Annotated in this window: 22 protein-coding genes; 2 read left to right on the top strand and 20 right to left on the bottom strand. The window is 50.7% G+C overall.

Annotated features, from left to right (window positions below; translation table 11 throughout):
- Positions 1-14: 14 nt before the first annotated feature.
- Together MTO69_RS16585 and MTO69_RS16580 are read right to left on the bottom strand one after the other, a co-directional pair.
- Positions 15-863, bottom strand: coding sequence for a sterol desaturase family protein (locus tag MTO69_RS16585; protein WP_248334547.1), 849 nt, complete (start codon positions 861-863; stop codon positions 15-17).
- A gap of 22 nt (positions 864-885) precedes the next feature.
- Entirely contained in the window at positions 886-1,896 is a 1,011-nt protein-coding gene (locus MTO69_RS16580) for a DUF2804 domain-containing protein (protein WP_248334546.1), read from the bottom strand.
- Between the two features lie 125 nt (positions 1,897-2,021).
- On the opposite strand from MTO69_RS16580, the gene MTO69_RS16575 reads away from it, so the two are divergent.
- Positions 2,022-3,071, top strand: coding sequence for an AraC family transcriptional regulator (locus tag MTO69_RS16575; RefSeq protein WP_248334545.1), 1,050 nt, complete (start codon positions 2,022-2,024; stop codon positions 3,069-3,071).
- A gap of 19 nt (positions 3,072-3,090) precedes the next feature.
- Here the strand turns inward: MTO69_RS16575 and speB are convergent, their stop codons facing one another.
- Both speB and speA read right to left on the bottom strand, forming a co-directional pair.
- Complete coding sequence (speB, locus tag MTO69_RS16570; RefSeq protein WP_248334544.1) at positions 3,091-4,017, bottom strand: agmatinase; 927 nt, start codon at positions 4,015-4,017, stop codon at positions 3,091-3,093.
- Positions 4,018-5,928: an arginine decarboxylase gene (gene speA, locus MTO69_RS16565; RefSeq protein ID WP_248334543.1), complete on the bottom strand. Its 1,911-nt coding sequence runs from the start codon at positions 5,926-5,928 to the stop codon at positions 4,018-4,020.
- A gap of 285 nt (positions 5,929-6,213) precedes the next feature.
- On the opposite strand from speA, the gene MTO69_RS16560 reads away from it, so the two are divergent.
- On the top strand, positions 6,214-6,735 hold the full coding sequence (locus MTO69_RS16560) for a DUF2058 domain-containing protein (protein WP_248334542.1): 522 nt from the start codon (positions 6,214-6,216) through the stop codon (positions 6,733-6,735).
- A 13-nt stretch (positions 6,736-6,748) separates the two neighbouring features.
- On the opposite strand, the gene MTO69_RS16555 is transcribed toward MTO69_RS16560, so the two are convergent.
- From MTO69_RS16555 to MTO69_RS16480, 16 genes are all read right to left on the bottom strand, one after another.
- Entirely contained in the window at positions 6,749-6,970 is a 222-nt protein-coding gene (locus tag MTO69_RS16555) for a hypothetical protein (protein WP_248334541.1), read from the bottom strand.
- Between the two features lie 422 nt (positions 6,971-7,392).
- Positions 7,393-7,605: a transcription antiterminator/RNA stability regulator CspE gene (gene cspE, locus MTO69_RS16550; protein ID WP_176289753.1), complete on the bottom strand. Its 213-nt coding sequence runs from the start codon at positions 7,603-7,605 to the stop codon at positions 7,393-7,395.
- Between the two features lie 278 nt (positions 7,606-7,883).
- Positions 7,884-9,107, bottom strand: a complete 1,224-nt coding sequence (locus MTO69_RS16545) for a beta-ketoacyl-ACP synthase (RefSeq protein ID WP_248334540.1) — start codon at positions 9,105-9,107, stop codon at positions 7,884-7,886.
- A complete protein-coding gene (locus MTO69_RS16540) occupies positions 9,104-9,829 on the bottom strand; it encodes a 3-ketoacyl-ACP reductase FabG2 (protein ID WP_248334539.1) in 726 nt (241 codons plus the stop codon). The genes MTO69_RS16545 and MTO69_RS16540 overlap by 4 nt, the downstream gene beginning before the upstream one ends.
- Complete coding sequence (locus MTO69_RS16535) at positions 9,826-10,290, bottom strand: hotdog family protein (protein WP_248334538.1); 465 nt, start codon at positions 10,288-10,290, stop codon at positions 9,826-9,828. The genes MTO69_RS16540 and MTO69_RS16535 overlap by 4 nt, the downstream gene beginning before the upstream one ends.
- The gene (locus tag MTO69_RS16530) at positions 10,283-11,470 is read right to left on the bottom strand and encodes a beta-ketoacyl-[acyl-carrier-protein] synthase family protein (RefSeq protein ID WP_248334537.1); all 1,188 of its coding nucleotides are present in this window, start codon (positions 11,468-11,470) and stop codon (positions 10,283-10,285) included. Before MTO69_RS16530 ends, MTO69_RS16535 begins: the two co-directional genes overlap by 8 nt.
- Before the next feature lie 9 nt (positions 11,471-11,479).
- The gene (locus tag MTO69_RS16525; RefSeq protein WP_248334536.1) at positions 11,480-12,094 is read right to left on the bottom strand and encodes a DUF3261 domain-containing protein; all 615 of its coding nucleotides are present in this window, start codon (positions 12,092-12,094) and stop codon (positions 11,480-11,482) included.
- Positions 12,091-14,418 (bottom strand): MMPL family transporter, encoded by a 2,328-nt coding sequence (locus MTO69_RS16520; protein ID WP_248334535.1) that lies wholly within the window; start codon positions 14,416-14,418, stop codon positions 12,091-12,093. The genes MTO69_RS16525 and MTO69_RS16520 overlap by 4 nt, the downstream gene beginning before the upstream one ends.
- Positions 14,390-14,995, bottom strand: coding sequence for an outer membrane lipoprotein carrier protein LolA (locus MTO69_RS16515; RefSeq protein ID WP_248334534.1), 606 nt, complete (start codon positions 14,993-14,995; stop codon positions 14,390-14,392). Before MTO69_RS16515 ends, MTO69_RS16520 begins: the two co-directional genes overlap by 29 nt.
- A complete protein-coding gene (locus tag MTO69_RS16510; RefSeq protein WP_248334533.1) occupies positions 14,992-15,441 on the bottom strand; it encodes an acyl-CoA thioesterase in 450 nt (149 codons plus the stop codon). The genes MTO69_RS16515 and MTO69_RS16510 overlap by 4 nt, the downstream gene beginning before the upstream one ends.
- Positions 15,441-16,994: an HAL/PAL/TAL family ammonia-lyase gene (locus MTO69_RS16505; RefSeq protein WP_248334532.1), complete on the bottom strand. Its 1,554-nt coding sequence runs from the start codon at positions 16,992-16,994 to the stop codon at positions 15,441-15,443. The genes MTO69_RS16510 and MTO69_RS16505 overlap by 1 nt, the downstream gene beginning before the upstream one ends.
- Entirely contained in the window at positions 16,975-18,696 is a 1,722-nt protein-coding gene (locus tag MTO69_RS16500; protein WP_248334531.1) for a glycosyltransferase family 2 protein, read from the bottom strand. Before MTO69_RS16500 ends, MTO69_RS16505 begins: the two co-directional genes overlap by 20 nt.
- Complete coding sequence (locus MTO69_RS16495; RefSeq protein ID WP_248334530.1) at positions 18,689-19,048, bottom strand: 3-hydroxyacyl-ACP dehydratase; 360 nt, start codon at positions 19,046-19,048, stop codon at positions 18,689-18,691. Before MTO69_RS16495 ends, MTO69_RS16500 begins: the two co-directional genes overlap by 8 nt.
- Before the next feature lie 11 nt (positions 19,049-19,059).
- The gene (locus MTO69_RS16490) at positions 19,060-20,439 is read right to left on the bottom strand and encodes an AMP-binding protein (RefSeq protein ID WP_248334529.1); all 1,380 of its coding nucleotides are present in this window, start codon (positions 20,437-20,439) and stop codon (positions 19,060-19,062) included.
- Between the two features lie 6 nt (positions 20,440-20,445).
- Positions 20,446-21,006 carry a hypothetical protein gene (locus MTO69_RS16485; protein ID WP_248334528.1) on the bottom strand — a complete coding sequence of 187 codons (561 nt, stop codon included), beginning with the start codon at positions 21,004-21,006 and terminating at the stop codon, positions 20,446-20,448.
- Positions 21,006-21,263 (bottom strand): acyl carrier protein, encoded by a 258-nt coding sequence (locus tag MTO69_RS16480; RefSeq protein ID WP_248334527.1) that lies wholly within the window; start codon positions 21,261-21,263, stop codon positions 21,006-21,008. The genes MTO69_RS16485 and MTO69_RS16480 overlap by 1 nt, the downstream gene beginning before the upstream one ends.
- Between the last annotated feature and the right edge of the window lie 3 nt (positions 21,264-21,266).

Genomic DNA, 21,266 nt, shown 5'->3' with positions numbered 1-21,266 from the left:
GCAGACTAAGCGGATTAGTCTCGAGGTGGAGCGAAAAGCAGCCGCAGTCGCTGTGGCCAGGTTAGTCCTTTGGCGCGGAGGTCAAGCAACAAGCGCTGCCACTCGCTAAAGGTGACCACCAGTGGGTTGAAGCTGTTGACTGGCTTGGTGACACCATAGCGCACCGGCTCGACCTCGGGCTCGAAAGTGGCAAACAGTTTGTCCCAAATGATCAACACGCCAGCGTAGTTCTTATCGATATACTGTGGGTTATGCCCATGGTGGACGCGATGGTGAGAAGGCGTGTTGAATACCCATTCCAGCCAGCCAAGTGAGCGAATCCATTGAGTATGGACAAAAAACTGCAGGCCGAGATTTAACAGCACAGCGAACACCACCCATTTGGGCTCAAATCCTATGATCACTAGCGGTACCCAAAATAGCCACATGCCTGCGATGGGGTACATTAAGCTTTGGCGAAATGCAGTGCTGAAGTTCATACGTTCAGAGCTGTGGTGGGTCACGTGGGCGGCCCACATCCAGCGTACTCTGTGGCTGGCACGGTGGAACCAGTAGTAGCAAAAATCTTGCAACACGAGTAGCAGTAAGAAATTGCCAATTGACATCTCAATCTCAAACCAGCGCCACCCGAACAGCCATAAGTAGAGTTGCACGATCAATAAACCCGTGACCAAATCGGCCAACTGGTGCATGCCAGCTAAAGTAAAATTGCACACCACTTCTGGCCAGTGATATGCCGAGTTGTCGGGTAGCCGGCCACCTCTTTGACCAAGCCAGTATTCAGCGAGCATCAGCGCGATGAAAAGCGGTGCGAGTAGCATAAGCAGCCACTCCGGGTTGTCGATGATGGTGGTGATAGTCATGATTGCGTCACTCGCGAAAAAGTCACCACTTAGCAAAGTGGTCTTCAGTTAAACCAATGATCTGATCAAGTCGATGAACTGTGCCATCACTGGCGATGATCTCGCCGCTAAAGTGACCAATGAACTGGCGGAAGTTGCTTTTCAGTACCCCTAAGTTGAGTTTCTCACTGCGCAGATTCAGCGGCTCAAAAGTGAGGTCAATCCGACCATCTTGACTAGTGATTTTCCAAGGAGACTTAAGGTCATCGCGCTTGAAGTGAAACTGCACCGCGCCGAGCAAGTCTCTTTCGCCATCGACCCACAAGGTGTTCTCACTGCCTCCGGTTTCGTTGACACCTGCCGCAAGATTGAGCCCTAGCGAAACCTCACCGCTGGCGGCACTGATACTGGCCCAGCGCCAACTGGTTTCGCGGCGCATGTAGCCAGCGGAGAAGTCGTAGCCTGCCAAAGAATTGCTGAGGTCCACTGATTGGCCATTTACCTGCAAACTACCGCTCACCTTAAGAGCATTGTGTTTTTGAGTGTATGTCCAACCTGAGTAACCAGTGGGTGTGCACAGCGCGAGCGGTAGGCTGTTATTGGTTGGAGTGAGGCGCAGTTCGCACGCCAACAGCTGGCTATTAACACAAACCCGCCACTGCCCTTGGTGAAACTCAAACTTCAGTGCGCCACCGGCTATAGAGCTCTGCCCCTGATAGCTAGAAGCGGACATCTGGCTTGAAAATCCCAGCGGTCTAAGCCAACTGTTCTCGATCAGGCGGTTATGGTCTCGGTCATAGAGGTAGCAAAACCCGGTCGTAAGGTAACGAATGTCGGCGAGGGCAATACCAATCACATAGCGCTCAGTAAACACGCTGACGAACTGAAATTGCTTGAAGTGAAAGTGCTTGGCAAGGCGACTCGCCTTGTTGTCCATCCCGTTTCGATAGTCAAAGTGTTCGCTGTCGAGCGTCATTGGTATGGCGTCAAAACAGCCGAATGTTGGCGCTCCTTGAGCATCAATTAAGCGTTCGAACGGAAGTGGATGAGGCATAGTTAAATTTACATTTGTTTAACACTGTCATCAGTGTGCGCAAAAAGGCATACTTGTATCAGGTCATTTTCGGCCAGTTTGGTGCTAATTGTCACCTAACAGCGACACACTGCAGTGAGGTAAGGATGACAATCATTAGCCACTATCTACCTACCGACCACCGTCACCAGCTCGGGACGATGGACGTCGCTTTGCTACTCCAAGTTGCCAACCAGCATGGTATCGACACCACCCAATTGTTAGCAATGATGCCATATTCGCTGCCAGAGCTGGCGTCAGGCCAAGCGCAGATGACCTATGCTGACAAGTTGGTGCTGTTTCGCGCGGCTAACCAAGCGTTTCAGGGGAACGGGCTGGGGTTATTGTGCGGCGAGCAGGCCAGATTAAGCCACTTTGGTGTATTAGGCTATGCAGTGCTGAGCAGTGCAACGATTGAACAGGCGCTGCGCACCGGATTGAAATACCTTAATCTCAATGGCCCGCTGTTTTCGGTGACCTTGATTAAGCAACAAGGACGGGCATCGATCGTGATGGAAAATGTGCTCGACATCGGTGAGTTATTGCCATTTTGCAGTGAGTACTTTCTCAGCGCGCTGCTGACGCTATTTGACGAGCTAACCGGTCAGCCGTTATCGGATGCGATGCTTACCTTTCCCTATGCTGCGCCAAATTACGTGGCCGACTATCAGCGTCGTTTTGGCGACAATCTCGTGTTTGACCACACCCATTTATCACTCTCGTTTGACGCTCAGCAACTGGCATTACCGGTCAAAACTCACAACGTTAACCAACTTAAGCAGTATCTTCACTCCTGCGCAGCGGTGTGTGAAACCTTGGCCTCACCGCATCGGTTACCCAATCAAATTAAAGCAATGTTGTATCAATCTGGCGGTCAGTTTCCGAGTTTGTCGAAGTTGGCAGCGCAATATGGCTGCTCTGAGAGGACGCTACGTCGGCGCTTAACCGAATACAACACCTGTTATCAAACATTACTTAGTGAAGCGCGGGTCGATTTAGCGAAAGAGTATATACTGGGCACTCAACTGACGGTCGAGGAGATCGGCTTTCGCCTTGGTTATAGTGATGCGGCTAACTTTAGGCGCGGTTTCAAACGTTTAACCGGGCAAACGCCGCAGCAGTTTCGTGGAAATAAATTAAAAAAGCTGGCTCGATAGTAAAGCCAGCTGTTACAGGTTACTCGCTGTCGCGATGAGCAGCCCAGGCATACATCAGCTCAAGGGCGATGGTGGCACCGGCCAGCGCAGTGACATCACTATGGTCATAAGGCGGTGATACTTCGACCACATCCATACCTATGATGTTGATACCGGCTAAACCACGAATGATCTTCAGTACCTTGTCCGAGTTAAGGCCACCGCACACTGGGGTACCGGTACCCGGCGCAAATGCAGGGTCGAGACAGTCGATATCAAATGTGACATACACTGGCTTGTCACCAACGATGTCGCGAATTTGCATCACGATTTCCTCTGGTGATAGGTCGTTAGCCTGCATCGCGTTAATCACATTAAAGCCATGATCCTGCTGCTTATATTCAGTACGAATACCGATTTGTACCGAATGCTTAGGCGAAATTAGACCTTCATTCGGTGCGTGGTAGAACATGGTCCCGTGGTCGTAACTGCTGCCGTTCGCGTACGTGTCGGTATGGGCATCAAAGTGCACTAGGGCCATTTCACCATAGTGCTTGGCATATCCACGTAAAATTGGCAGGGTAATAAAGTGGTCCCCACCGAGGGCTAACATGGTTTTACCACTCTTAAGGATTTCACTCGTTGCCGCTTCGAGGCGGTAAGTAAAGTCTTCGGCGTCGCCACAATCAAACACGAGATCGCCCGCATCAATGACTTTGACGCGATCGAACAAGTTAAAGTCCCAAGGGAACTTCTTGCCTTCCCATGCCAAGTTGACCGAGGCTCGGCGAATGGCATCTGGCCCCATTCGAGCGCCAGACCGACCTGAGGTCGCCATGTCCAGCGGTACACCCAACACCACCAAATCTGCGTCGGCAGAAACTGGATTGCGCAGATAAGGTCTACGCAAGAAGCTCATTGAGTTGGAGTAGAGCGAATAATCAGTTTTAGTAAACAAATCATTCATTTAAAAATCCTCTAAGTAGGTGTAACCGCTTAGGCCACCTTCTAATTCTGCTAAAATCGACGCTTGCTCGTCGGCGGTGACGCGCTCTGTAACCAGCTCGCGGTAATGGAGGCGAATCTTTTCTACGTCAATGTGTACGTAGCGCATCATGTCCTCGACGCTGTCGCCTTCGTCAATTCGTTCGATCTGGGCTTCACCCTGTTCATCTACTGTGACCACCGCGCTATGGGTGTCACCAAACAAGTTGTGCATATCACCCAAAATCTCTTGGTAGGCACCCACAAGGAAGAAGCCCATCAAGTACTCCTGATCTTTGGTCCAAGCAGGTACCGGCAATGTGGTTTCGATCCCTTGGCCTTCTACATACTGTTCTATCGCCCCATCGGAGTCGCAAGTGATGTCGAGCATCACCGCGCGGCGATCTTCAACATTCTCCAGTCCAGACAAAGGCAAGACCGGGAACACTTGATCGATACCCCAAGCATCAGGTAGCGACTGAAACAGCGAAAAGTTAACGAAAAACTTGTCCGCTAGGCGCTCGCTTAACTGATCCAAAATAGGACGGTGGAAGCGGTTTTTGTTGCTCATTTGGCGACTGAGCTCAAAGTAAATACGTAGTGACAGTTGCTCTGCCCAAGCACGCTGCTGGAGGTTCATCACGCCAGTCGCAAATTGACTGTGGACTTCCGCCAAATCACTTTGGGTATCGTTATAAATTTCAATCAGTGCCCGCGCATTGCTGCCTGTTTGTAGATTCTGCCAACTGCTCCACATATTGTGCAGTAGGGTCGGTTCGTCGCTGCTTGGTGCGTTTACCTCTTCTGGATGATACGCCTCTGTTCCGATCACGTTTGTGATCAGCACCGCGTGGTGTGCGGTCAAAGAGCGGCCCGATTCAGAGATTATCACTGGCACTGGCTGAGTGTACTGCTCACAGACGTCGCCGACAGTCGTGACGATGTTGCGAGCGTACTCGATCAAACCGTAGTTCATCGAGTTAGACGATTGGCTGCGGGTGCCGTCGTAATCGACGGCCAAACCGCCACCGATATCAAAAAACTCAATCCCAGCGCCCATCGCACGCAGTTCACAGTAGAAACGCGCCGATTCATTCACACCGTTACGAATGTCGCGGATGTTGGCCATTTGCGAACCAAGGTGGAAATGCACCAGTTGCAGCGCATCGAGCTGATCTTCTTGTTTTAAACGATCGATCACCGTTAATACTTGAGACGCGGCCAAGCCGAATTTCGACTTCTCACCGCCGCTTGATTGCCATTTACCTGCACCTTGAGAGGCAAGGCGGATACGCACACCTAAACGGGGCTTCACACCTAGGCTTTTGGCTTCGTTAAGCACGAGATCAAGCTCTGACAGTTTCTCAAGAACTATAAATACCTTGTGCCCCAGTTTTTCACCGATAAGCGCGAGGCGAATGTACTCTCTGTCTTTGTAGCCGTTGCACACAATCACTGAGCTGGCTTTTTGCGCAAGCGCCAGCACCGCCAAAAGTTCAGGCTTACTGCCTGCCTCTAAACCGAGCTGTTTAGTTTCAAGCTGAGCCTGGCTCTCCAGAATCTCATCCACCACCTCTTTTTGCTGGTTAACCTTAATTGGGTAAACCAACAGATAGTTGTTTTGGTATTGATATTCATCAATCGCTTGGTTGAACGCCTCGCAGATACCGTGCACACGTTGGTGCAAGATTTGCGGGAATCGAACCAATACTGGCAGGCTAAGTTGCTGCTGCTCAAGTTTGGTCACGATATTGCTCAGTGGAACTTGAAACGCATTATCGCTGCGAGGAGAGACATACACCTCACCTTGGTTGTCGATACCATAGAAGCCTTGGCTCCAGTAATCTACGTTGTAATCAGCGCGAACACGGTCAAGTTTGGAATTGTTTTCCACATCAAATCTCACAAAGACAGAGAAAAAAGTCATGGCTAGAGTCGCCTCTAGGCCACACCAGTCACGATGTCCAATGGAGGGACGGACCTTCGTAACGAGCGCATTAACGGACAAAACATCCCCTGTGTCTAACAAAAAGGATTTGTCGTGTCGATAGCGCAATAAGCAGTGTAGTCAGAGTCTGGCTGAAGCGCATAATCAGCGCTTTTCAATAGTGAGACTTGGCTTTATTTGCCTGTGGTGAACCGTTAAACTGAAGCGATTGAGATAACGGATGGAATTCCCATGGCAAAACTGACCCTTCAAGAACAAATGCTGAAAGCCGGCTTGGTAAACGAGAAAAAATTGAAAAAAGCCAAAAAAGGCTCGAAGAAATCACGAGTGCAGGCGCGTGAAGTCAAAGCGGCGGTTGAAGAAAATAAACGTTTGCAGCAAGAGCGCGATAAAGCGCTGAGCAATGAGCAGAAAGAGCAGCGACTCAGCAAAGAGATCCAGGCGCAAATTAAGCAGCTGGTTGAGATGAATAAGCTGGATCAGAAAGACGGAGACATCAAGTACAACTTTACTGATGGTACCTTAGTTAAATCGATTTACGTTGAGCCGTTGGTTCGAGATCAGCTTGCCAAAGGCATCCTTTCGATAGCGCGTCACGATGAAGCGTATGTGGTGATCCCAAGCAGTGTGGCGAAGAAGATTGCATTGCGTGATGAGAGTGTCTTGATCGAGCAAAACGCGCCAGCCGAAGAGTTGGCGGACGAGGATGATCCGTATGCTGACTTTGTCGTGCCCGATGATTTAATGTGGTAACGCCAGCCTAATGTTAACTTGGCGAGTTTAATACCACGTTAAATTCGCCAATTATTTGCCCATCTTGCTGAAAAATAGTGCCTTTTTGGCGTTGTTCACAATAGTCGAGTGACAGTGGATTGTTGCCGACGTCACCTTTCACTCGAATCTGCCTTAACAGACTGTCGCTATTGAGCTGATGTAGCGCTGTTTGCCAAATTCTGTTGCTAATAAACAGATGAAAATAGATCGTCATAGATCTCCTTTATTTTTGTTGAATGTGCTTGTTGCGCGCGTTTTGAAACCAAAAACGCTTACGACCGTTAGAACGAGCCATAGTGTGCCTTGCTAGAAAATTGAGTATGGGTAATACCAAACCGGATACGTCGGTGATCAGATAATTGCGCAGCAGTAATCGCTGACAACAAAGTAGAGATTGCCGCTAGGTCAGTGGAGTTAACGATACTATAGCGCAGCCACCAGCGATGCTAATTCGCAACAAAGACTAGATATATTCTGATTGGTAGAAAACGAAACGAGTTGATTTGTCTTAGGAAAACTAGATAGTCGATTGCACAGAGAGGAGTGGTGCGAGGGTATGTTAGATTCGAAAGAGAAGGAATTCGTTATTGCAGTACTAAGAGTTGGTGCAAGCCAAAGGCTTGCACCAATTCGAAATTATAGAGCTACTACGTTTGCAGCTTGTGGGCCTTTTTGGCCTTGCTCAACTTCGAAAGAAACCTGTTGGCCTTCTTTCAGAGTTTTGAAACCTTCAGAAGCGATAGCACGGAAGTGAACGAATACGTCAGCACCGCCGTTTTCTTGAGAAATGAAGCCGAAACCTTTCTCTTCGTTAAACCATTTTACAGTACCAGTAGTTTTGTTAGACATAATGTGTCCCTTATATAAATTGAATTAATCTTCTAAAATTGCGCTGAAAATTTGAACTATTTAATGTAACGGTGAAGCTAAGGGAAACACTGAGGATAACAACGGTAACGCGGTAATTCTGAGGATTTACTTTTGACTTTCGGTTTCACTAATAACTCTGTATTGCAGAGCAGACTAGATAGTACCTGATAACTGTACGTTGTAAAGAGATATTTTCTATTAACTCAGTGGAATAAGAAAATAAAAGTAAAAAAGGCTCTCGAATGAGAGCCTTAGCGTTATAACTTTTTGAAAATAATTGAGGTGTTGATCCCACCGAAGGCGAAATTGTTACTCATCAAGTAGTCGACTTCGAGCTCACGTCCGGCCCCAGTGATATAATCGAGGTGACCACATTGCTCATCCAGGTTGTCGAGGTTGAGCGTCGGGTTAAACCAGCCAGAGTGCATCATTTCAAGGCTCAGCCAAGCTTCAATCGCCCCGCAGGCACCGAGTGTGTGGCCAAAATAACTTTTCAGTGAGCTGATTGGCACCTTGCCAAGGGCATTGGCGGTGGCGTTACTCTCAGCAATGTCGCCGCGATCCGTCGCCGTACCATGAGCTGAAACATATTGGATTTGCTCCGCCTCTATCCCAGCGTTTTGCAGTGCCATTTCCATACAGATTTGCATGGTTTCCATCTGTGGCTGAGTCACGTGGGCGGCATCGCAGTTGCTAGCAAACCCGATGATTTCAGCGTAGATCTTGGCGCCTCGCGCTTTGGCATGTTCGTACTCTTCTAGCACTAAGGTACCGGCACCTTCGCCGATCACTAGGCCATCGCGGTTGACATCGTAGGGGCGCGGGGTCCGTTTCGGCGCGTCGTTCATCAAACTGGTGGCAAACAGGGTATCGAACACTGCTGATTCAGTCGGGCACAGCTCTTCAGCACCGCCGGCAACCATCACGGTTTGATAGCCGTGTTTAATCGCTTCATAGGCGTAGCCAATCGCCTGACTGCCCGATGTACAAGCGCTGCTGGTTGGAATAACCCGACCGCGTAATCCAAAAAACAAGCCGACGTTGACCGCCGTGGTGTGAGGCATCATTTGCACGTAGGTGGTGGCGGTGATCGCTCGAGTGCTCTTTTCGTTGAGCATGACCCCAAACGCTCCTATGGCATCGGTACTGCCAGTGGATGAGCCATAGGCAATGCCGGTTTGGCCGTTAGTTAATACCTCGGCACCAATCAAATTTGCTTGAGTGAGGGCGTTTTCAGTGGCCACTGTCGCTAACTTAGACACTCGGCCCATACCGCGCACCTGTTTGCGCTTGTAGTGTTTTGGCAGCTCGAAGTGATCGATAGGGGCGGCCAGCTTAGTATTCAGGCCGTCATACTGCTCGTAGTTCGGCATATACTGGGTCGCATTTTCACCCGCTCTCAATTTAGGCTCGATGGCTTGCCAATCATTACCAAACGCGGTGACGCCCGACATGCCAGTAACCACAACGCGGCGACTCATACTAGACCTCCGTTGACCGAAATGACTTGGCGGGTAACGTAACCAGCAATATCCGACATTAAATAGCTCACAAGTCCCGCAACCTCTTCTGGTTCACCCATACGTCGCAGAGGGATCTGCGGCATAGCATGCTCTTTAACGTGTTCATCGACCATGCCGGTATCAATCAAGCCTGGCGCGACACAGTTGACGGTAATCTTGCGCTTCGCTAACTCAAGAGCGAGCGACTTAGTGGCACCAATCACACCTGCTTTGGCGGCGCTGTAGTTGGTTTGGCCGCGATTGCCCATCAAGCCTGATACCGAGGCCAAGGTGACGATTCGCCCGCCTTTTCGTTTTTGTACCATTGGCATCACGCAAGGGTGCAGCACATTGTAAAAGCTGTCGAGGTTGGTATGAATGACGCCATCCCACTCTTCTTCCGTCATGGCCGGAAACGCAGTGTCTCGGGTGATGCCAGCGTTGTTGACCACACCATAGTAAGCACCATGTTCGGCAATATCGGCCTCGAGTTTGTCGCGGCAGGCTTCTCGGTCACTGATGTCGAATTGGATCAGGCGTCCATGACCGCCATTTTCGTTAATGGTGGCGAGCGTTTGCTCCGCGCCTTGCTTGTCGCCCATATAGTGGACAGCAATGGTGAATCCGTCTTTGGCCAATTGAATGGCGATCGCTCTACCTATGCCTTTACTCGCACCGGTGACTAATACGTGTCGGGTCATGATTGACTCCTGATTTTCATTTCTTTTAGTTTTTGTGGTGATGGAACGTAGACATTGAGCTGGCAACTGGCGACAGCCTCGCCTTGCTGTTCAATCCGAGCGGTGAAAACCGCCATTCCGTTGTCTTCCATCATTTTTTCGGCATAAATGTCTAAGGTTTGACCTGCGGTAAACGCCTCACCATTGGTGTGATAGCGGCGACTGCCAAGCAAAAAACCGATCGGCGGTGGCTGGCCTTGCTGCAGGGCATGATAGCCAGACCAAGCCGCGACGGATTGAGCCATAAACTCGATGCCGACATAAGCAGGGATGGTACCTTGCTCGACATTAAAAAATGGATTTCGATTCGAGATATCCACTTGGCAGTGAATCGAATCTTGACCGACCTCGAGCGCACGATCGATTAAGATCATCGGCTCGTCATGAGGCAATAGTTGGTCGATTGAAGCAATGTTAGTCATTGGGATAACCGAAAATAAGACTAATGTTATTACCACCAAACGCAAAAGAGTTACTTAAAATGGCTTTGCCGTTGAGCCGGGTCTCGGTTTCTACTAGTGAAACCTCGATATCCTCGGCCTTCGCTTGGCAACGCTGAATCGGCAGTGGTAAGTCGAAATTTAAAATATGCCAGGCGATGGCGGCTTCCGTCGCACTGGCTGCCCCTAAGGTATGCCCAGTCAGGGGTTTGGTTGAGCTGACAGGGACTTGGTCACCAAACAGGCGCATGATGGCTTTGCTTTCCATACTATCGTTGAGTTTAGTGGCCGTGCCGTGGGCATTGATGTAGCCAATCTCCTCTGCGGTAAGGCCTGCATTCTCTAGCGCCTTTTGCATCGCTTGTTCAGCGCCTTTCCCCTCTGGGTGCGGGGCAGAAATATGGTGTGCATCTGAGCTGTCTCCTGCACCGAGCAGAGCGACTTTGGCCGGTTGGCGACTGAGCAGCATCAGGCAGGCAGCCTCGCCAATGTTGATGCCGTCGCGTGAGGCGCTAAATGGCTGACACAGCTCAGAAGAGAGCGCCTCCAAACCATTGAACCCATTCAGGGTTAAGCGGCAGATGGTATCGACACCCCCTACGATTACCGCATCGGCCAAACCGCTGTTGAGCAGTCGTTGGGCACTGATGAACACGCGCCCACTTGAAGAGCAGGCGGTTGAGACCGCGTAGCACGGACCGCTCAAACCAAAGTACGCGGCGATAAAGTCGCTGGTGTTGCCAAGCTCTTGTTTGCGATAGTGATAACCCGGTGAGAACTCACCTTGGGTGATTTTTTGCTGATAAGCGTTTTCACCGTCAGCAATACCGGAGGTGCTGGTACCTATCACCACCGCGACTCGGTCAGCGCCAAATTGCTTAACCGCGGCTTGCACTGACGCCTCGATTTGCTGCAGAGCAGAGAGCGCGAGGCGATTATTACGGGTATTGAAGTTCGCTAAATGGTCGGCAGGCGTTGGCAGTGGCTGATTTATGCGGCCAATAACCGTCGATTGACCAGAGTTGAGAATGTCGTCATCGCGAACCATATTGGCTTCGCGTTCACCAGACAGGCAGCGGTGGATGTCGGCGTGCGCCGCGCCCATCGCAGAGTGAAAGCCACAGTCTTGGATAAAAATGGGTTGAGAAACGTGTGTCAGCATGATGGCAATCTATGGTGTTATTGGTTGTCGCTGGAACTGCAGTGTTTTAATGCTAATGGTGTAGTTGTCGATCAGATGACGAAAAGTGATTGTCCCATTCAGTCTGTCTTGGTTGCTGTACTGGATATCAATGACCGGATCGCCATCACTATTGAAAATTACCCGGCTATCATCATTGTCGACCAGTTGCCACCTTACCTTATTTAGCGGGCCTTCCCAAGCGGAACTCGGCCAGAGCGTGATCATCAAGTTAAACAGCACCTGCTCTGGCTTGGGCAAGGTGGCACCCAAGCCAGCCATTACATCGCTGCTGATCCTTCCTTGTTGATAGTTAACAGAGAGAATTCGCGTTCCCCAAGAGGAAAAACCGGCCAGCACTAGTTGGTCTTCACCCACTTGCAGTTGTACTGGCAACTGTTGACTTTGACTCTGCTTATCTTGCTGCCAACTTGCCTCAATCAGTTGGCTGGCCGCGAGTCGGTAGCCGAGTGATTGAGGTGTTGGTAAGTGCACACTCTGATCTTGGCTTAGTGCCACTTCGGGAGTGCTGAGCTCAGGTGTCGAAGCGCACGCCGTCAACATTAGGCTTAACGTGAACAGGGAAAAAATTGTGCGCTTCTTCATTGTGGCTCCGGATCGTTAATGGCCAATGGCGAAAGTAGCCAAGCGACAAAAATACCACTTAATACCGTCACGCCAAAACTATGAATCGCATGGGTTTGACTCAGTGACAACAAACCGAACGACAGCAAGGTAGTCATGGCGGATAGGCTGATGGCAAGTAAGGTGCTCGCACTGCGCGCTTTTTCGGCAAAAAATAAGGTGTAGTCGATACCAATGCCGATGATTAGGATCAGCGCCAGCAAGTTGAACAGGTTGAGTGTCGAGCCTAGAGCGACGGCTGCGGCAAGCCCTGCGACACAGGCAATGACTGATGGCGCCAAGACAAGCAGCGCGTGTTTTATGCCATAGCGCTTGGCCAGCAATGCACCAATCACAGCGATCGCTAGCAGTAGCAATTCCATCACTTTGACCCGGTACTCTGCAAATAAACTGGAGATTTCTTCCGCCTTGTTCAGGTAACTGATATCGCCGTGCGCATCGGCAAAGGCTTTGACCTGATTAAGTTGCTCGATTTGATCAAGCACCACCACTGCGGCCACCTGTTCACCGACTTGACCGACATAAAGAAAACGCACCGGTGCAGCGACCTGCTGATCAAGATAGTTGTCTAAGGTCAGTAGCTTAAGAGGTTGCTCAAGGCTGGGTACTTGATTTAGTCGTAAGGCCTGCGCCAGTTTTGACCCTTGCTTTTGATACAGAGAATCAATCAGTGCGTAGTTTTGCGCTTGGGTCGCTAATGAGGGCAAATATTGGCTCAGACTTTGATAACCGCCCATCACACCCGTTTGCTGCCATTGTTCAAATGTCGGGCTTAATGACTCCAACCTTTGCATCAGTTGTTCATCATTAGCAGCACTCACCACCAACATCTGCTGTGACGATCGCAAGCCGCTGATGTCACTGATCAATTGCTCTTGTTGTTTAAGAGAGCTCGGCATGGCTTGCAGTTGACGAATATCGTCGTCGTAGCGCATGGCGGTCAAAGTGAGCAGACTAGCTAAAATACACAGCGCTGGAAGGGCGAATTTAACGCGAGGCGATGACCAAAGCGCGAGCCAGCGATGGGCTAAGTGTTGGCCCGGTAACGGACGCGAGGGCGTGGCTTTTCTTGCCAACAGCGGATACCAAACCACCACAGTGATATAGGCACCCAGTAGACCGATAGAGGAGAACAGCGCCAACTGCTGTAAACCGGGGAACGGTGCGATCAGCATGCCTAAGTAGCCAATTAAGCTCGTGATTAAACCAAGAGTGATCGCCGCGAATATGTGTTGCAGCCCGCGCTGGCTGTCCCATTGCTCGCCCGCCGCGAGTCGTTCAGTCAGGTAGTGGAACGCGTAATCAATCGAGACGCCGATTAAACTGGCGCCGAATACCAAGCTAAACAAATGCACCTTGCCAAATAGCAGGGTGGTCAGCGACAACGTCACCAACAGACCTGTGGTGATCGACAGCAGTGCCAGAGCAAGTGGAGCAGCGCTGCGAAAAACCGTCACAATTAACACCACCACGCCAAGTAGAGAAAACAGCCCGATGGTGCTGATTTCAGACTTGGCACTCTGACTGCCAAATTCGGCATAAAACAGCACCCCAGTATGATAGATCTTCGCCTGATACTTGGCGCTTACTGCTTGTTCAATGCGTTTGATTTCAGCCACGCCTTGCTGAGCGCTTAAGCTGTAAGGGGAACTGGCGAGTGTTGCGGTAACCAACACGTAGTGCTGGCCTTGGTACTCGGCAGTTAAGAAGTCTTGCTTAAGACGAAATTGGTTGTTGAGCGAGGTAAGCTCGGCCAAAAAGTCGCGAAATAGCAAAAAAGGATCGTTTTTTAGCTCGTTACCAGTGACGCCAGAAAAGGGGTTATACAAGGCTTGGATGACCTGCTGCGTTTGCTGCTCAGGGCTATGCTCAAGGCGTTCGCGTTGGGTTGGGGTGAGTTGCAAGTAACGGTGCTGATAATAGAAATTGGCCCACTGATTTTGCTCCTCGGCTGAGATTTTGCCGACCACTTTGGTAAATAGCCCCGTTGCCCGCAACTGCTGCTCAAGCTGATGCGCGGCGGCGTAGCGCTGCGGCTCGCTGTCGGCGCTGAGCACAAACACCACTTGGTCACTAAAATGGTTAGCGACTGACTCAAACGCTTGTTCAGCGATCGGATTGTGCTGGTTTTTGGGTAGCAGCTTTAGCACGTTGGTTTCAATCGGTGAAACGGGCGATGTCAGCCACTGTTTGACGAGCAAAGCCGCGCAGGCAAGCACCAGCACTAACCAGATCAATGCCAGTCGACGGCCAGAATTAGAAGCTGAATTGCGCTTGTTCAGCATCGGTGAGCGTCTCTGGTTGGTGAGTTTGGTGGCTAAATTGGATCTCGGTCTGATCGCCACGAAGCTCTTGCAGTACGAGTGAATCGATAGCTTGATCGCCGCTTAGGGTTATCGTGCTAAATACCTGATTGAGTGGGGCCTGTCGCGGAGTTAGCACCAGCTGCCACTGGTCGTCTTGCGCTGAAAAGTCGAGTTCAAACTCGGTTTGAAGGGCTTGAGTATCGCCATGGAAAACCGCCAGGAACACTCGGCTAAAATAGAACACCAGCGGGTTTTGCTCGGCACTGATGGTCTGCGGCGCTTGATCGACAAAGGTTTGCCTCAGCTTATCTTGAGTTAATACTAAGTTCACCGCAAATGGGGTGTTTTGTTGCCACAGTAACCCTTGCTGCTTGCTTAAGGTGAAACGACCGGAGGAACTGAGTGGCTCGGCGAACATCTCTAAGTGGCGCTGTTGGGTAAACTCGCCGCGAACAATTGGATGTTGCGCCAGTTGTGTTTCGAGTTGCTCTAAGGTGTTAATTTGACCCCAACACACAGGCGATAGGGCCAGCAACGCAAGCCAGCAGGTTCTCATTGGTCGACGCTCCCAAACTTGTGCCATTGTTCTATTTTATCAATGAACACCTTAGGTGAAGCAAAACACATCTCTTGCTGCTCAATCGAGACCGCAACTTGAGTGGTGTGCGCTTTACACATTCTTTGTCCGCTTTCGGCGTCGTAAATGACGTAGTCGACCCGCAGACGGTTTTCCCACTCGGTTAACGTGGCGCAAACGCGAATCCTGTGGTTGAACGGAATCGCTTTGACGTACTTCACTCGGGTATCGATGATCGGCCACATGTAGCCAGACTCATTCATTGCCAAATAGCCATAGTTGATTTTATCCATCATGACTCGGCGTGCTTCTTCAAAAAAGCGAAAATAGTTACCGTGATAGATAACTCCCATAGGGTCGGCGTCTTGGAATGAGGTGACCAATGTCACCTCAGCGTCGAGCGGAAATGCGATAGCTTGCTCCATTATGCCTCCGGGTATAGTGCCCAGTGGCGCTGCTGAATGCGCGCGATGAAATGACGCAAGTCATGTTCGAGCGGGCGGTCTTCGGCAACGAAATCAAACTCAGTCAACACGGCGTCACGAATCGCTTTTAAACTGGTGCTCATATGCTGCTCATCCAGTTCGTTGTGGCGGCGACGAATTTCAATTGCTTGAACACTGGCTAACAGCGAAGCTGCGGCCACTTGCTCAGTGAGTTCAAGGACTCTTAGGCAATCACGTGCTGCGATGGTGCCCATGCTGACTTTGTCTTGGTTATGACACTCGGTTGAACGAGAGAACACGCTGGCGGGCATAGTGTGCTTGAGGGCTTCTGCGGTCCAAGCGGAAATGCCAATTTGCACGGCTTTAAATCCGTGGTTGATCGGTTTGCGCTCGCCTTCCGCTCCCGTTAAGTTGAACGGTAAGCCGTTGTTGAACTTATAATCCATCAATTGCGCCATTTGACGATCGAGAAGGTCGGCTAAGTTGGCAATACCGGTTTTGAGTGTATCCATCGCCATCGCAATATGGCCGCCATAAAAATGGCCACCGTGTAGCACACGTTCATTATCGCCATCGATGATCGGGTTATCATTAGCGCTGTTGAGTTCGTTTTCAATCATCGAACGCAGCCAAGGCAACGAATCTTGCACCACGCCAATCACATGCGGCGCACAGCGGAGTGAGTAGCGGTCTTGAAGACGATCGCTGTTGCGCGGTGGACGCTCAGCTTTCAGATCGCTGCGCAGCCAAGCGGCAATTTGCTGCTGACCAGGGTGCGGCTTAACCGCAAACAGCGCTTGGTCAAAATGGAAGTCGTTGCCGTGCATGCCCACTGATACCAGAGCGGTAATCTTAGTACACAGCTGGGCTAAGTATTCGGCGCGCTTATAGGCTAAACATGCGAGAGCGGTCATGACCGATGTGCCGTTCATCAAGGCTAAGCCCTCTTTGGGTTTAAGCTTGATCGGTGTAATGTCGAGTTCGGCAAAGACCGACTCGGTAGGGCGCACTTCGCCTTTGTACAACACGTCTCGCTCACCAATCAGCGCTGCAGCCAGATAAGAGAGTGGCGTTAAATCACCGCTGGCGCCAACCGACCCTTCTTGCGGGATGCGCGGTGCGATGTCGTGATTGATCAGCGTAATAATTTGTTGCAGCAGCTCGTGGCTAACGCCTGACACCCCTTGCGCCAGAGAGCAGAGCCTTGTCGCTAGTACCGCTCTGGCTTGTTGGTGGCTGAGCAGCTCACCAAGTCCGCAGCCGTGGAAGCGAGTTAAGTGCAGTGGCAGCTCATCAACTAAATTGGGTGGGATCGCCACGGTACAAGAGTCGCCGTATCCAGTTGTGACACCGTAAATAACGCCTTCCTCTTGCAGTAATCGTTCAAGAAACGCCACCCCACGGTCGATTTTGGCGGTGAACTCAGGAGAATTATTGAGGTTGGCATTGGCCCCTTGGGCAATAGCAACCACGTCTTCAATGCTAAGCGGCTGCGCGCCAAACGTGATGGTATTAGTGTTGTTTGTCGTCATCTTGCTGATTACTTAAAGTCCAAAAATTGAAAAAATTATACCACTGCAGCGGTGCTTTTAGTGTGTAGTGTTGTAGGCGATTGGCGTAATCCTGAACCACTTGCGTCAGAGCTTGCTGACGTGTTTTGCGCGGCAGAACAATCTGCGGGCTAAACGGTTCGAAATAGACGTCAAAATGCGGCGTGTCACGACTGTCATCGCGCAGACCAAACAATAGATACACTGGCGCTTTGAGTACCGATGCCAGCATAAATGGGCCTTGTGGGAAAGGGGCCTGTTTACCTAAGAAGTCGGCCCAAACCGAGCGACTTTCTTTGCTGGTCGAGGTGCGGTCACCCACAATCACCACCCATTCGCCTTGCTCGATCTTTTGCTGCAACAAAATAGCGGTATCGGGGCCCATTGAGCTCACTTGAATCAGGTTCAGCTCTGAACTTGGGTTCACCGCTTTCATTACGCTGTTAAAACGCTCTGCGTGTTCGGTAAACACCAAGGCATTTATTTTTACCTGAGAATGTCTGCGACCTAGGGCTCGGCACAGCTCAATATTGCCTAAGTGGGAGCCTAAAATCACGACTCCTTGCTGTTGATCGACCATGTGCTGAAAATGCTCTTGACCATGAATGGTGAGATTATCGACACTGAAATCCCCCTTCCACGCGGCTAATTTGTCGAGCATGGTATGGCCAAATGACAGCAAATGCTGGTAACTATAGAGTTTGGCGGGCAAGCGAATCTGATGCTGATTGGCGTAGTGCTGCAATTGGTTGAGATAAGTTTGTGACGCGTGCTTGGCTTGTTTGCTGGTCAGATGGTAGTAACCGATCACCAGTTTGAGGATTTGATTGAACACCGGACGGCCAAGCAGGCTGTAGACAGCGAGTAACAACTTAATCCCGATGATGGTGCCTTGCTCTTGGCGGCGTGACCAGTGCGTATTGTCACTTTGCGCTCGGCGGCGGCGATTGCGAGCCAGCAATTGTGGAATTTTGGGCAGCATGGCGAAGAACAGCTTGGTGTGCATCCAACTGATCTTAACGTTATCCCAAAGGGCATCAAAATGGGAAATGCCGCCTTCAGGGTAAATCACTCGTGTTTCGACGAAATCGATCTCCACCCCATGCCAGTACATACGAACTAGGATCTCGATATCAAAATCCATCCGCGAGCCGATGTTGTGTTGATTGAGCACCTCGACCGTCTTGGCTACCGGGTAGGCGCGAAAACCACACATACTATCTTTTATCGTCAGTGATAGCGTTTCTATCCACACCCAAACATGGGTTGCGTAGCGGCCGTAAAGTCGAGATTTGGGCACGCTATCGTCGTAAACCGGTTGACCGGAGATAAGGTGGGTAGGCTCGGCTTTTGAGCGCGCAAGCAGTTCGGGAACAGCCTCAATATCGTGTTGACCATCGGCATCAATCTGAATGACGTGACTGTAACCGAGCTGGTGGGCTTGGCGTATTCCAGCCATGACTGCCCCACCTTTGCCCTGGTTTTCAGCTAAGGTCAGTAAGCAAATGGTGTCATTTTCCGCCAAGGCTTGTAACTCACGTTTGGTCTCTTGATTGCTGCCGTCATCGACTAAAATAAACGGCAGGTCAAAAGCGCTCAGTGATGCTACTACCCCCGCGACGGTACTGCCGTGGTTGTAGCAGGGAATAACAAAACAGGCTCGATAATCGCTCACGTTAAGCACCCAACTTCATTTTGCCTGATGAGTGAATCACGTGGCGATCCGCCTGCTGTGAGTGATACTTAAACGCCAGCTTTTGCTTTTCGTCATCCCAGTTGAGATCCAGTGTGACTTCGGCGTTTGGCAGGATAGGCTCTTGAAACTTAATCACTTCCATCCCCTTGAACGCCTTTGGCGTATTCAAATGAGCGATGGCGAAATGCAGCGCCCAATCAATTTGGGTAACGCCGGGTAACAGCGGAAAGTGACTAAAATGGCCGCGAAAATCGAGAATATCGGCGTCCACTTTGAAAGTCAGAGTGGCTTGAGAGTCAACCACGTTAACCTCGAGAAGGGTGGGTTTACGTTTATCCATCGTATTGCTCATCATTGTTCTTGAAAGTATTTCTCTATTTCAGCCACTTGTCGTTTACCTTGGCTGTTGAGCGGAATCGCTTCGACCTGTCGATACTTGCGCGGAATTGCAATCGGTTCTAACCAGTCTCGCAGAGCCTGGCGCAGCATCAACCAAAATTTACCTTTACCAACACTAGCCAGTTGCTCTGCACCCTGTGGTGATAGCACTATGACTGCGCAAAGTGCGAGACGGTTCCCTTGCTCTAAGGTTATCACCGCACTTTCTGCAATCCACTCTAATTGGTCGAGACGTTGCTCAACTTCCACTAAAGAGATGCGCTTTTCTTCAATCTTGATCACCCGGTCCGTACGCCCTTTCAGGTCGAAGCTCTGCGGATCGTGAAACTGGCATTGGTCTGCGGTTTGATACCACTCTGCGCCGCTGATATGCGCTGCGCGTAGTCTCAAGCAGCCTTCGCTATTGAGTTTCGCTTCGACGCCGGGGAAGAACCGCCAAGCTGTGGTCGCCTGATGTTGCTGACGATAAGCAATGCCTCCGGTTTCTGTGCTGCCAAACACCTCAATGGGTAGCTGTCCGAACAGGTGTTGGCTGTGCAGGGCGGCCTGATTGGGCAATGGACCACCAGAGGAAAACAGGCAGCGCAGCGGTTGGCTTTGCTGCTCTTCACTCAAACGCTTTAACAGCGCGGGACTGCTAACCAAGACGGTATCTGAGTCGGCTTTGTGGGTGACTTGCTCGGGAAACTCAAGATTAAAGGTTGCAAATGGACGATCGGTACACAATGGCCAAAGCAGACGAAACAGCAGACCATAAATATGTTGATGAGAGACAGTGCTCTCGATTCGCGCGCCGGACATCTGCTCGCCCCATAGCGACTCAAGCAGTGTGATTTCGTCCTCGAGTTGGCTCAGTGATTTGACTATCGCCTTTGCTTTACCGCTTGAGCCTGAGGTAAACAGAGTCAGTTCAATGCGCTTGGCATCTAGGGGCTTAAGCAAGTGCGAGTTCAAAGCTTGCGCAGCGTCGGGGCGTCGACTTTCGACGCGATATCCTTGAATGTCTTCGGCTGGAACGATGGCGCTATCGTGAAGCAAAACATCAAAATGTGGCGTTAACTCGCGCACCGCTTCTGGCTGATAGTTACCCGGTAAAACCAGTGATTTTTCAGCGTGACAGGCGGCGAAAAAACTGACTGCGAATAGGTAGCTGTCGGCAAAACAAAGCCCAACTCGTTGGCTCGACTGCCGCTGCAGCCAAGCTTGGACGGCCAGCACATCCGCTTGAAATTGCCGCCAGTCGATCGGGCGTTCAGCGTCAAACGCAACCACAGAGTGGGCAGGGCGCGGTGCTGCCAGCAGTTGAGATACGGGAGTAAAGCCTACAGTCATCTCTGGTTAGGATTCCTTAGTAACAAACTGACGCACCACCCATTCAATGGCAAACAGCGAGCCGGCCAACAGATAGCTGATTAAACCATTGTACAGCGTCCACAGCTCAAGTGAATGGAAGCAGGTATACAGGGCAAACAGGCCGTTAAAGGTAAAAAACGCACACCACACCTGGGTGACTTTGCGCGTATAGGCGATGCCACTTGCGGGCAAGTCGGGGTGCTGCAACCGCGCTAGGCGCTCGATAATGGTTTGTGGTTGCTTCAAGCTCGAGGCAAACACCAGCAACATGCACAGATTGACGACCACAGGATAAAACGTTAGCCAGCCATGCTGTTTAAACAGTATACCTAAGCTCACCAGCGAGATGCCGATCAGCGCACTCAACCTGGCGACAGACTTGAGTTCGTTTAATTGGGAGCGTTGCACAGATATCAGGCGGATGCCCAAGGCGGCGATAAGCAAGATCCCCACCGTGGACAGGCCATATTGTTCGATGCCGAAGTAAACGGCGAACGGATAGGCAAGCAGCACAACTGCAGACAAAACTGTCAGCAATTGACGCATTAGGCTTCCTTGAGCAGCTCAGTCACGGCGTTGACCACGTCATCAACGGTACGAACCGTGCTAAATTCAGCCGGTTTGATTTTTTTACCTGTGACATTTTGCAGGTGCACCACTAGGTCGACCGCATCAATGCTATCAAGATCTAGGTCTTGATAAAGGTGTGCGTCAGCGACGATGTCGGCAGCGTCGATTTCAAACAGTTCTTCAAGTGCCTGTTTCACTTGCTCAAATACTTGATCTTTATTTACATCTGTCATGGA

Origin of the sequence: Vibrio sinaloensis (assembly GCF_023195835.1) — a bacterium.
Classification (GTDB): domain Bacteria; phylum Pseudomonadota; class Gammaproteobacteria; order Enterobacterales; family Vibrionaceae; genus Vibrio; species Vibrio sinaloensis_C.
The sequence above is the reverse complement of the archived record's forward strand: the minus strand, read 5'-3'. Positions and strand labels throughout refer to the sequence as shown.